This window comes from uncultured Tissierella sp. (genome assembly GCF_902479755.1).
In the GTDB taxonomy this organism is placed as follows: Bacteria; Bacillota; Clostridia; order Tissierellales; family Tissierellaceae; genus Tissierella; species Tissierella carlieri.
In genome coordinates this window covers 32,512-45,340 of record NZ_CABSQO010000013.1, presented here as the reverse complement: position 1 = coordinate 45,340, position 12,829 = coordinate 32,512, and the positions used below count along the sequence as shown (strand labels likewise).

13 protein-coding genes and 1 pseudogene are annotated in these 12,829 nt (G+C 30.3%); 2 read left to right on the top strand and 12 right to left on the bottom strand.

Going from position 1 to position 12,829, the window contains the following annotated elements; all coding sequences use genetic code 11:
- Positions 1–40: 40 nt before the first annotated feature.
- The 8 genes and pseudogenes from RDK80_RS08700 to RDK80_RS08665 form a co-directional block, all read right to left on the bottom strand.
- A complete protein-coding gene (locus tag RDK80_RS08700; protein ID WP_094903388.1) occupies positions 41–442 on the bottom strand; it encodes a GNAT family N-acetyltransferase in 402 nt (133 codons plus the stop codon).
- Between the two features lie 84 nt (positions 443–526).
- Complete coding sequence (locus tag RDK80_RS08695) at positions 527–757, bottom strand: hypothetical protein (RefSeq protein WP_094903386.1); 231 nt, start codon at positions 755–757, stop codon at positions 527–529.
- Positions 758–941: 184 nt separating this feature from the next.
- Positions 942–1,313 (bottom strand): annotated as a pseudogene (locus tag RDK80_RS08690) (CatB-related O-acetyltransferase); the annotation flags it as partial.
- An 862-nt stretch (positions 1,314–2,175) separates the two neighbouring features.
- Positions 2,176–3,120 carry a DMT family transporter gene (locus RDK80_RS08685; protein WP_308524065.1) on the bottom strand — a complete coding sequence of 315 codons (945 nt, stop codon included), beginning with the start codon at positions 3,118–3,120 and terminating at the stop codon, positions 2,176–2,178.
- Positions 3,121–3,223: 103 nt separating this feature from the next.
- The gene (locus RDK80_RS08680; protein ID WP_308524064.1) at positions 3,224–3,607 is read right to left on the bottom strand and encodes an Rrf2 family transcriptional regulator; all 384 of its coding nucleotides are present in this window, start codon (positions 3,605–3,607) and stop codon (positions 3,224–3,226) included.
- 535 nt (positions 3,608–4,142) lie between these two features.
- A complete protein-coding gene (locus RDK80_RS08675; RefSeq protein ID WP_094904407.1) occupies positions 4,143–4,556 on the bottom strand; it encodes a RidA family protein in 414 nt (137 codons plus the stop codon).
- A 276-nt stretch (positions 4,557–4,832) separates the two neighbouring features.
- Positions 4,833–5,618 (bottom strand): nucleotidyltransferase domain-containing protein, encoded by a 786-nt coding sequence (locus RDK80_RS08670; protein ID WP_308524063.1) that lies wholly within the window; start codon positions 5,616–5,618, stop codon positions 4,833–4,835.
- 465 nt (positions 5,619–6,083) lie between these two features.
- Positions 6,084–6,608, bottom strand: a complete 525-nt coding sequence (locus RDK80_RS08665) for a dihydrofolate reductase family protein (protein ID WP_308524062.1) — start codon at positions 6,606–6,608, stop codon at positions 6,084–6,086.
- Between the two features lie 93 nt (positions 6,609–6,701).
- Between RDK80_RS08665 and RDK80_RS08660 the strand changes: the two genes are divergently transcribed.
- A complete protein-coding gene (locus RDK80_RS08660) occupies positions 6,702–7,676 on the top strand; it encodes a WYL domain-containing protein (RefSeq protein WP_308524061.1) in 975 nt (324 codons plus the stop codon).
- Positions 7,677–7,959: 283 nt separating this feature from the next.
- Here RDK80_RS08660 and RDK80_RS08655 read toward each other — a convergent pair whose 3' ends face one another.
- From RDK80_RS08655 to RDK80_RS08640, 4 genes are all read right to left on the bottom strand, one after another.
- Complete coding sequence (locus RDK80_RS08655; protein WP_308524060.1) at positions 7,960–8,733, bottom strand: aldolase/citrate lyase family protein; 774 nt, start codon at positions 8,731–8,733, stop codon at positions 7,960–7,962.
- Positions 8,734–8,845: 112 nt separating this feature from the next.
- Positions 8,846–9,229: a cupin domain-containing protein gene (locus tag RDK80_RS08650; RefSeq protein WP_308524059.1), complete on the bottom strand. Its 384-nt coding sequence runs from the start codon at positions 9,227–9,229 to the stop codon at positions 8,846–8,848.
- A 154-nt stretch (positions 9,230–9,383) separates the two neighbouring features.
- On the bottom strand, positions 9,384–10,259 hold the full coding sequence (locus RDK80_RS08645; RefSeq protein ID WP_308524058.1) for a DUF6282 family protein: 876 nt from the start codon (positions 10,257–10,259) through the stop codon (positions 9,384–9,386).
- Between the two features lie 162 nt (positions 10,260–10,421).
- Positions 10,422–11,696, bottom strand: a complete 1,275-nt coding sequence (locus RDK80_RS08640; protein ID WP_308524057.1) for an SLC13 family permease — start codon at positions 11,694–11,696, stop codon at positions 10,422–10,424.
- A gap of 465 nt (positions 11,697–12,161) precedes the next feature.
- Between RDK80_RS08640 and RDK80_RS08635 the strand changes: the two genes are divergently transcribed.
- Entirely contained in the window at positions 12,162–12,752 is a 591-nt protein-coding gene (locus RDK80_RS08635) for a Crp/Fnr family transcriptional regulator (RefSeq protein WP_308524056.1), read from the top strand.
- Positions 12,753–12,829 lie beyond the last annotated feature (77 nt).

Sequence of the window (12,829 nt, the reverse complement as noted above, 5' to 3'; positions counted from 1 at the left end):
AATTAGTGACTTTGTGAAGTGTTATACTAATAATCTTTTATTATAGCTCCTTTTTAAAAAAATATTGTCCATAATCATTAAAACATGGTTCTATCTTTCCAAATAATTGATAACCTTGTTTCTCATAAAAATCCGGTGCTTGAAATCCAAAGGTATTTAATATGATTCTTTTTACATGCAAACGAATGGCTTGTTCTTCAAGATGAATCAACAATTTTGATCCATATCCATTTTTTCGATATGAATCATCAACAAACAAATAGTCTACTGTAATACAATCCATATCTCTTGATGCAACAATACCAGCAATGCATTCACCATTTTCATTTTCAATACAGTAAGACAAATCTTCACAATCCGTAATATATCGACTATTATACTCCTGTAATCGTCTGTGGATATAATTCGCCTTTTCTTCACTGCAACTTTTTATCTGCTCCATATAAATCACCTCTCAAAATATAATATTTTACATTCCCCACTATGAATAATCATACATAAGTATTTTATCTTTTTCTATCATTACTTAACATTTATAATTTTCATCATGGATCTGACAAATAAACTCCCTACATCTTCCACATGGTGGAATTATTGTTCCATCTTCATACACTGCAATTACTTTTGTTATTCTATTTTCTCCAACGGTAATCATAGCCGCAATAGCTGCTGCAACAGAACCAGCGCAAGAATTTTTAGAGATTTCTCTAGGATTTAATGTATTTTTTGCGATATCATACAATTCATCAAATTCCATAGTTATCATCCTTTCAAGTAAATTCTTGTATTTGAATCAATACACGATATATTAATATAAATATTAGCTTGTATTTTTTTAATCATCACAGTCTTCGTTCACTTCAATAGTGAAGATAAATAGCAGAAGCTATATCCACTATTTTTAATTTTTTATAGCAAAAAATAATTCTCACTTTAATAAGTTATTTAATAGACTTAATTTTATCTAAATCTGAACTACAAAGTACTTCAAGATTTTTAAAAATCTTTTCTTCAGACCAATCCCACCATTTTAATTTTAATAGATAATCAATCAACTCATCATCAAATCTCTTTTTTATAATTTTGCACGGATTACCTCCAGCAATATGATATGGAGGAACATTTTTTGTTACCACAGAATTAGCAGCAATGATTGAACCATCTCCAATATGCACACCAGGCATTACTGTAACATTTTGTCCAATCCAAACATCATTACCAACCACAGTATCACCTTTTAGAGGTAACTCTTCAAGAGTAGGTGTAGTTTTTTCCCATCCATTCCCCATAATATTAAAAGGATATGTGGTTATATATAACAAACATTTTTTTATATTTTCATTAGGGTAAATACTGTCTGGGTTTGGGCCAAATTTATTCACATATCTCATCTCTTCTATATCTTTTAATTCATTTACCATTTAGCTTATTTTGCTTATATCTACATTATCTGTAGATTCATCTACAAATAATAATTAATATTTTTTAGATAAAGTCTCTCTTATTTTTAATATTATTTTTTTCACCACTTTTAATACCTTCTACGTCTTTACCTATTTAATCTTTATAAATGTAGAGTATCTAGATCCTCCAATAACATAGGCATTCCCCCTTGCATAAAAAATAAATCCCCATAGATGAAAACAATATCATCCACGAGGATTTTATTTACATAAATATCTTTTATTATATTCAAATCAAATTTAATACCGCAATATATACTTAGCATATATTTAAATTATAAATGAGCATATATATTCTTATATATTCATTTGTAGCTATTCTATTTTTATGTAAAAGAGTTTTATATATGATATTGTTCTTAAAATGCATAATTAAACAAAGTTCTATCATAGAACTTCTAAAGCATTTCTAACTATTTAATTTTAATAGTTTAGTTAAGAACAACTATAATCATCTGATTAAATCTCCTTTCTATATAATTAGAATTTTAGTCAAATATATAATATAATCTAATCTTCTTATTGTCAACAGATATTTATTTAAAGCCATATTGAGTATTTCATTAATTCTAATCCTAAGTCATCAACTTCATGTTATCTGCATCCAATTTGAGTATACTATATACAACCCAAACAAGAGAAGACTAGCAAACTAGCATAACTTGGTAATTCTTCAAATATATTAAATTGATGCTTAATCTGACATATAAGATTACAGGAACTTAACAAATACGATTCCAATAATCATCAATACTAAAGTAGCAATTCTTCTACTATCAATCTTTCTTTTCTGTAAATTAAACATTCCAAACTGATCGATTGTTAATGCCATAATCATTTGTCCCAGTAGAAAAATCATGGTAGTTAGAACCGATCCAAGTACAGGTAACAAGACAATGTTTCCTGTTAGAATAAATATGCCAAATATCCCACCCATATACACCCAAATAGGAATACGATTTTTTTGAGTGTCATACATAGGAAACTCTAGGTGACGTTGAGTAATCAATATCAAACTAATCAAAATAATCGTGCCAACAAAAAAAGAAATAAAGGTAGCCCCTAAAAGAGAGCCCGTTGCAACACGAAGTTTTCCATTAATAGCCGTTTGCAATGGTGGTAAAAATCCTGCTAAAACACCTAAAGTTATCCAAGTGATTTTGCTATCCTTCTTTTTTCCTTTTGACATTATAGCTGAGTCTTTTTTCTTTTTAGTTTGAGCCAAAGAAATGGCAAAAATCATAATAACGACCCCGAGTGCTGTAGTAATGCTAATAGGATTAGCTGGTACACCAAACCATCCAAAGTGATCGATTAGAATTCCTACAATCATTTGCCCAGTTACAGTTACTAGCGTCGTAACTGAAGCACCAAGTTTTGAAAAAAGAATTATATTAGCCAGATTAAAACCGACACCAGTTATTGCTCCACCGACAAAAACATACAATGGGTAGGAAAAATCAATCCCAATAGTAATTCCCGCAGGATCTACTATTAAATTTATAATGAGTAGTATCACTGTTCCTAAAGAAAATGCAATAAGTGAAGCTGTTAAAGGTGTTTTCGAATAAGAGCTTAAACGAGCACTTATAGATGCCTGAATAGGGAAAAACATTCCGATAATTATTCCGATAATTAAATAAAGTATAATTTGCACAAATTTTCCTCCTTTTATTTTAAATTTGCAATCAAAGATTTAAAGGACTCTTTATATCTATAATTTGTTAAAAAATAAGAGTGGATTATAAATCCACAGATATTTACTTAACAAGATCTGATATTTTTTGATTCCTTAACTCTTCCTCCATTTTTTCTTCTGCCGAAAGCATTACTTTTTTTATAACACATTCTGAATGAGATTCTAAACAGCAATCAAATAAAGATGATTTACCTTCAATAGCATGTATTATATCTAAGAATGAAATATCTTCCCAATTTTGACTAAGAGAATAACCTCCGTTGACACCTGAAGAAGAATTAATCATTCCCTCCTTAACTAACTTGGTCAATATTTTGGACAAATAAGTTGGAGAAACTTTTTGTTTTTCTGCTAACTCCTGTACACCAACAAGTTTATTTGGCGCATCCATTGCAAGAAAAAGCATGGTGTGAAGGGCATAATTTGTAGCTTTTGAATACTTCATAACGTATAAATCACCTCCAATAAGAGACTTTATATATCTATGATAACCTTAATAGTGTAACCTTGTCAATAGTTTTTTTATTTACTTTATTATAATTACTGTACCCCCTTATAAAATTTTAGATACATGAGAAAATAATTTAACTTTCTATTTTTGGTCTGGTGATAATTTTAGAAGCTATTGCAGCAACAATTTCTTTATCTGGAATACAGCAAATAAGACTTCCCCCAGAACCAAGAGCGACAGACTATCTTTAGAAATAAAAACCATAAGTATAAACCTGCGGTTAAAGTACGATGTTTTTAAATCATTTACGAGTAAAGCTTATTCTGCATATTAAATCTGCTCTAAGTCTAAATTTAAGACAAAGTTGTATTTTCAAGATTTTACTAGAATGTAAAAAATTATAAAGAGCAATCTAATGTTTAGATTGCTCTGTTGACTTAAGCCCTAAAATTTATATAAAAAAGATAAGTTTTGCTTAATTCAAATAACCTAGTTTATTTATTTTCTTATAATAAAATAAGTATAGTAATTACTTTGCAGCCCATATTTCTATTTCGATTTTTAATTCAGGCAATCCTAATTCGTTTATATATGCAATAGTCATAGACGGTGAATTATCACCGAAAAGTTCATCCCACTTAGAGTCAAAGAAATCCCAATCTATTTGTTCAGTAGCCCAAATATTTACCTTTATAACATTATCTGGATTTAGATCTTGACTAGATAATAAGCTGGATATGTTAGAGAAAGTATTGATTACTTGCTCATTAAGATTTGAAGAAACATTTCCTTCAAAATCTACTCCTACTTGACCTGAAAAAACATAAATTTCAGAATCTCTTGGTATTTTAGTAATATGACTATACCTACCAACTGGCTCTGGAACTCCCACCGGATTTATTCTTTCTATTCTATTATTATCTTTAGATTTATTATTTTTCATTAAATTACCTTCTTTCGATATAAATTAACTACTATTTTAATTAGCTTGAGAAAATTTTAGGTAACTTATCTCTTTCTCAAGCTAATTCAGAAAAAAATAGCAGTAGAATATCCAATTCCGAAAGATAAAAATCTTAGGATTCTCTTTTTCATCTCTACCTACTCCTTATATTTAGTATATCAGTTCCTTACATTATAAACTAAGCCGATTATAAATTCAATTAATTTATAACTCCTCCTCAAATGTATTTAAGGAGAAGTTGAGTGACGTACTTAATCATACAATATATTGGTTAAACCAAATAGTAAAATAATCGATATACTCTAATATCTCTGTATGTATCAACTTTTTTTCACCCCTAAGTATCAACATAATTTTTTTAAAAGATTCTTCTTTTGGAAAATAATGATTGAGTATAACTAAATTTTCTTGAATATTTATCGACCAGCTTTCATCTTCCGCTGATACAAGACAATATGCAGCTCTGATAATACGCTTTAGAACTGTTATCAATATACCATCATCAAAATCTCCTTCAACTATTTGCTTCCTATAACTTTTAAGCGTATCAACAATATCTTGATTTAAAGATTTACATATATTAGTATTAGGTTTCATTCTAGGAAAATGGACAGATAAATCCTCTCCATAAATACAAGTACATATGTGTTTTATCCAAAACCCCCAATAATATAGATTATCTTTTTTTAATACCTCGTCCAATATTCCAATATCAAAATCTACTTTTGGTACAATATGATAATTAGCATTTATAAATTTTATTTTTTCCTTATTTAGTATTTCTATTTCAGTAGATGTAAGTGGTGATGTTAATATTATAGATAAATCAATATCTGATTTACCTGGAACTTCTTCTCCCCTTCCTACACTACCATATACATATATACTATGTAGCTTATCATCTATACACTGTTTTAATATCTCAGTTAGCTGATTTAATAAAAGGAGATAAGTAGAATTTATTTTATTTTTAGATGTTTGATTCAGTATATATCCGTCTGAATCTACACCAATTTTAGTTGGAAAATTCACGAATATCATTCCCTTCTTATTTGTATTTTATTAAGTATATCATACACCACTCTTAGAAAGCGTGTATAAGATAATATCTTCCATCGGGATTTTTCTTTTCCTAATTAAACTTTTTGAGTAATCCAAACGTGCATATTTTTCGTCACATCCCAATTAATCACTTTAACTATTTTCTTAAACTTTTTCTTATAACTTTTAACTATATAACCATCCCTACCTTTATTTTAACTTATATATAAACCTAAGGAAACCTTATAAACAGTAAATGTTATATAGGATTTTCTTAGGTTTATGATGTTGCACATAGTAGGTGGTATTCATAATACAAAGAACAAAAGCACCAAGATCTTATTATCCCAGTGCCTTTGGATTTTTTGTTTAACTCTACTTGCAGTACAATAAAGGATATGCTCATAATAATAATTACGCAATTCCAGTCCAATCAAATAGATATTGAATGATTTCGGCTAGGAATCAATGCTTTTTATAACACAGGACTGTAACTCCATTATCAATATAATATTCTTCAAGCTTTAATTTTACAGTAGGATTATTTCCAAAAAACAATGGTCTGCCTTTTCCTAAAACAGTTGGGATAATACCTACAATAAATTCATCAATGATATCTGCTTTGATAAAGCTATCTATAAGAATTCCACCGCCAAATAAGAAAATATCTTTGCCCTCTTTTTTCTTTTCATCAAGAATAACTTTGCAGATATCACCATTAATAAAATTAATATTTTCATAATCATCCATAGATTTAGAAGTAGCGACAAATACGGTTTTTTCTTTAAACTCCTCGTAAAATTTTTGGTCATAGCAGTTTTTCCCCATAACAACAGTATCAATTCTATCTAAGAATTTATTATAATCCCATTGTTTTTCAGTATTAAGTCTGTTATTTCCATCACCAACGATCCAATCAAAACCACCATTTTCATCAGCAATAAATCCGTCAATACTCATTGCCAAATTCATTATAATTTTTCTATTCATCATAGATCCTCCTTTTAGTTGACTAATACTATATTAATATAATTACTATTACTTGATATTAAATACATTATAATTTATAATAGTTGACATCCTATGTCATATTGGAAAGGAGATATTATGAGAGCAGATAGACTAATTTCTATATTAATGTTATTGCAGATGTATAAAAAACTAACAGCTAATGAATTGGCTCAAAAATTAGAGGTTTCTATCAGAACTATTTATAGAGATATCGAAGCTTTAAGCAGTGCTGGGGTACCTATATTCGCTGATAGAGGAACAAATGGAGGGATAAAATTATTAGGAAATTACAAAACTTCTTTAAGTGGAATAAATAATGACGAAATTTACTCTTTATTTATTCCAACTGGTGACAAGGTTTTAGAGGACTTAGGTTTTGAAAAACTCAAATACTCTACAATACTTAAACTTTTAGGAGGTTCTGCTCCAAATCAAATTAAAGAAGTTGAGAACATTCAAAACTATATCTATATAGATATGCATACTTGGAATGAGAATCCTGCGATTATAGATAAAGATATTCTTTCTTTATTACAAAATGCTATTTGGAATAGCAATATAATCAAGATAGTATATCGAAAAACAGACGAAACAAAAGAAGTAATCCTAAATCCACTGGGATTGGTATGTAAAAGAGGCATCTGGTATTTGATTTCAATAGATGCTGAAATAATTAAAATATATAAGGTAAGTTCCATAGAAAGTGCTCTTTTGACAAACGAACACTTCGATAGACCAATGGATTTTAATTTAGAAGTTTATTGGAAATCATCTACTAGCAATTATAAATCTCGAATTCCTAAATATACATTTACTTTTATGGTTAACCCCTCAATTATAAATCATATAAAGGAAAGAAAATTTATCACTATAAGTAAAGAATTTGTAAGGGACAATAAAATTTACTTAGATATAGTTTTTGAGGATATTTGGCAAGGGATTGAATTTGCTTTTACGTATGGAAAAAATATAAGAATCATACAGCCTGTTGAAGCAGTTAATGAAATTAAAGCAAAAGCTGCTGAAATTATTCAGCTATATAAATAATTAAAATCAACGCTTAACATCCTGTGTCAGACCAACAGAAAATTTTGTAAGCCCTAATTTATCACAATAAAATTTTAACTCTTCCACGCAGAGTAACTGCGGATTAAAAAGCTGAATGACCAGTCACCATCTGGCACATTCAGCTCTAGATATAGTTTTAAGTTAATTAATCTACTATACACATTAAACCAATTATATTTTCTTAAAATCCTGTCTATTAAAATAATTTAAAGCTATTATCCATATTCTACAAAATTATATTAATGCTGCTTGAATATATCTATTATGAAATACTCCCTCGAACAGCATCAATTAGTTTTTTACTTTGACTTCTAAAAAATCCAAGATCGTTCATAATAGTTACTAACTTAAAGCCTTGTTTAATACGCATCGAGGCCTCTTCTGCAGATCCCGTAACAATTCCTGCAATAATATTATGTTTTTGGCAGCTTTTTAATACTTTATCTATAGCATTTATAAATTCAGGATTTTTCATATCTCCAAGACATCCCATATCTTGTGATAAATCAGCTGTTCCAATAAAAATGCAATCAAGACCTGGTGTTTTGCATATTTCTTCAATATTTTCAACTCCCTTTCTTGTCTCGCATTGCATTATTGTATAAGTATTATCATTGCATTCTCCCCTGTTATAATCCTCATACCATCCCCAACGTGGACCACGTCCCACTCCTATGCCTCTCTTGCCAAGAGGAGCAATTTTAACATTATCTATAATATATTTTGCATGCTCAGGAGTTTCCACCATAGGAATCATCAGTCCATGTACCCCTACATCTAGCATTCGTGCCATCATTGGACCGTCAACAGGATTGTAAACACGAACAAATGGTGCCATTCCATATAACTCAGAGGCTCTGACCATGTCAACGATTGTCTCTATATTGGTCTGTGCATGCTCCATATCAATCAGAATAAAATCAAGATTATTAATGCCCAAAATCTCAGCATTAGTTGGTGAACCTGACGCAACAAATGCTCCTAGTACATATCCATTCTTTTCAAGTTTTTCTTTCACTAAATTACGCATTTTCATAGTATATCTCCTATCAAATAAAACATTACGTTTATTATTTACATATATACAAAGACTACGTTTAACAATTTGCTGAACTAATTTTATAGTTATCCTAGCAACATTAAGACTGTTATTTGTTTTCTTCTTCTAAAAATTTACTATATGATTCATTATATTCTGGTCTTAATGGATAGAAAATATCTATTTGCATACATGGTACAGGACTATCATAAACATGAATATAGTGTTCTACACCTTTAGGTACAGTTACCCATGACCCAGGTGTTAGTCTATATGGAGTTCCATCGACATAATAGTCACATTCACCTTCTATAACTAGTGCAATTTGTTCATTATCTGGATGTGCATGTGGTCTTACTTCATTTCCATTATCAACTTTATTAATAGTGCAATTAATATTATCTGCACCCATTCCAAAAACTACTCTAGTTATTCCTTCTCTTACTTCTTGCCACGGTAAATTATTCCAATTGCCAGATTCTATTCTTGCCATTTCTCTACCTCCATTAATTTTATTGTATTTATTAATATATTATTATTTAAATTATTTTGCCTTGCTGCTTTTTATATATTTTATGTTGTTTAATATCCACTAATTGATACTCATATCCTCATATAATAATGGGGGAATAGCTCTATAAAAATTATTAAAGGTTAAATAATTCTATAGGATTTTTCTTAGCCATAATATTAATCTGTTCTTCTGTAATGCCAAATTCTCTTTCCAATAAATTAATATAATTAAACATTCCTTCTATGGGTGAGCCATTATTAGCCTGTCCTAAATCTGTATCAAGTATAATACGTTCAACCCCTACTGTATCTATTATTTTTTTAGCTACTATATCATCAACATTCCCTATCTTTGAGCCGCCTTTAAAAACACATACATTTAATTCAATATATGCCCCTAGATCTGCCCATCTTTTCATATCCTCATATGAAGCACCTACATTATAATGTGGATGATTTACTAATATCCTTTTAACGCCTAACTCTACAGCTTTTTTAACTAAACAGTCAACTTCCCATAATGTTCCGTGACCTGTTCCAAGTACCATATCATATTCTGCCATATACTTTAAACACTCAATAGCTGCAGAATCCATATTGCCTTCTTCATCAACATATGAAACTGGCTTCTCAGGAACTGTTGTTTTTCCGCCACCTACAAATGAACTATTTTTGTGATCATCAATATGTTTTTGAGTTGATACTGTTGGAAAATATATGATCTTTGCATCCATTTGCCTTGCCGTATCCAATGCTTTTAGATTAAAAAGGCCAACTGAATTATTTAAACACATGCTTCCATAGACCTTGCAAGTGCCATTTCCAAAATGCTTTTCAACCATTTTAGTTCCCAGCATACTTGGAAAATAATGATCTTTTACTAAAAATCCAGCATATCCTGCTGCCTCTGCTTCCTTTAACATTTCTGCAGCGTCTAGCTGTCTATTAGCTACTGATGGGCCGCAATGTACATGCATATCAATTATTCCTTTCAAAATTTCCCTATCCATAATTAATTCCTCCAATTATAATTTTCCAATAAATCCTTTAAAAAGCATTTTGTTTTGATTCCATATATTAAAGTAAATCATATGCCAAATTATAATTTTTATAAATAATTTTAACAACAATTGTTTGTTAGCAGTAATAAAACCAATCTCTTTTTTGTTAATTTACATATTGGTAAAAACTTTGTATATTCCAGTGTTTGCAAGTAATGCAGCTATAATAGAGATAATAACAGCAGTAGAGAATAATGTCCTAAATACCCGGTTTTTCTCTTCTACATTTGGTTTAAAAAGCTGATCATAAGTTGCCATAATCATAGCTCCTCCCATAGACAAAGGACTTATAGTAGCAGTATATCCACCATTCACAATTGAACTAATTAGTTCAATTGGCTGAAATACATTACCTATACCTTCATTTACCTGTGCAACTGTAGAAATCAGTGTAGGTATAGGTCCAGCAATGGCCAAAGAGAAAAAAGACATTACTGAAGAAGTAAATCCTAGAATCGGAGCTGCAGTCCATCGGCTAGACATAGAAGAAAACAAATCAGTCATTAATGTTAAACCTCCTAATATTTGAGATACATTCAATAGACATCCAATTCCAACACATAGAAAGATTGTTTCCCAAGGTGTTCCTGCGAATGCTTCTTTTTCATCTGCACAATTGGCTAGCAATAGTATTACACTAAATACAAGAGCTGTAAGCCCAGCATGAGTTTTTAATAGCATAATGCACAAAATCATAAAAACTAACATTATCAAAGTAAATTTTTGATTGTTATTAAAGGGCATAATATCTTCAAATATACTTTCTATCGAAGCCGTTCTACCTTCATTGCTCTTAATTCTCCATCCCCTATACAGTATATAAACTAAAATGCAGCCAACTGTGTGCATTATGATACCATTTAAAAATACTGAGATTGAGCTGTCTGAATATCCCGCATTAGTAATTATAAGATTAGCTGTGTTCCCAAATAATCCTACCGGCGTCATAATGCCAGCGTTTGCAGCATATATGGTGATAATACCAATCATAATGGGGTTATATCCCATGTGAGCTCCAATACTCATCGTAATCAGAGTCATGCACGTATATACAGTTAATCCCCCTGGATCGATAATGGTGATACCGACACATACCAGATATACCATGATGGGATAGAGCTTTGTTGCCCCCGAAATTTTTTTAAACACTTTTTTAGAAAGTAGTTCTAATGCACCGTTAGCCTGTGCAATAGAGAAAAAGAAGAACATTCCAGTCATGTTAAGAAATAAATTAGTAGAAAATCCGGCGATGATATCATTACTTGAGACACCACCAGCAAAACCTAGTATCATTGCTGTCGCAAGAGAAATAATACCAATGTTTTTGCCAAAAGCCACACCTAAGGCGATGGCGGCAACTAAGGCTAATAACGAAATAACTGCCATAAGAAAATCACTCCTCATAATTTGTACCTAAGTTTCAACTCTTCTCGAATAAATACTAAATCCTGGATTTTTATTTGCACCCGGTGCTAAAAGTCGGTCAAGCATAAAAGAACTACTATCATTTCTTTTAGTCCTTTTAATCTTCACGAACCTCTTAGTTATTTGATGTAATAAAGTAACTTTATGGCTCAATTATAGTGAATATCAAAAATGATGTCTATATCAAATGATACACAGTATATAAAAATGTTATTTGACGAAAAAACCTTCTGGTGATATCATATTTTTCATAAGCTGGAGTGTTTTAGATACCTATCTATTTAAATCCTATATTTTCAAGCTTGTATCGCTAGAAAAATAAAATCTGAAGAGGAGGTTTCAAAGATGAGATTTTCGTCCTATTATTTCGAAAACCATTTCAGTGACTTTGAATCATTATTACGTAGCAAGGGAGAAGAGTGCATTTTGAAAAAAGGGTATGAGATCACAGCAGATAATTCAGATTTATATCTCTATTACATTATTAATGGGATTTTTAAGCTGTCACTTACTCATCAGGAAGGTGCTATAAAGACGATTTGCTTCCATGGGAAGGATTCTATTTTTCCATATTCATTATGCAGACCAACTGACAATGAGTATAAAATTGAATCGGATATTTTAGTTTTAACTGCTATCACAGACGTGCTAGCTATTCGGATAATCCCAGAAGTATTTCATAAAACCATGTTGGAAAATCCTGATTTTCATATGGCTATGACTGACTATTGCATTCGCCATTCTAACCTTTTTATGTTTGAATCAATCAACTTATGCTACAATACAGCCTTTATTAAAACTTGTAATTTCATTTACATTTATACTCAGTATTTGCATGGAAAAGGGATCAAACTTAATCAAGCAGAAGTAGGTGAAATCATTGGAGAAAGTCGATTGGAAGTAGCTCGTGCTTTGAAAAAATTACGTGCTCTAGGTATTGTAAGTACATCTCGAAATGGTATTACTATTTTAAATATGGATGATTTGATTAATCTTTGCTCTTATAGACACAATTGATTTATTCATGCAGCTGCTAAAACTGCATCATTAAATATCCCATCCACAATTAAAATAATTTTTAATAACTATACAAC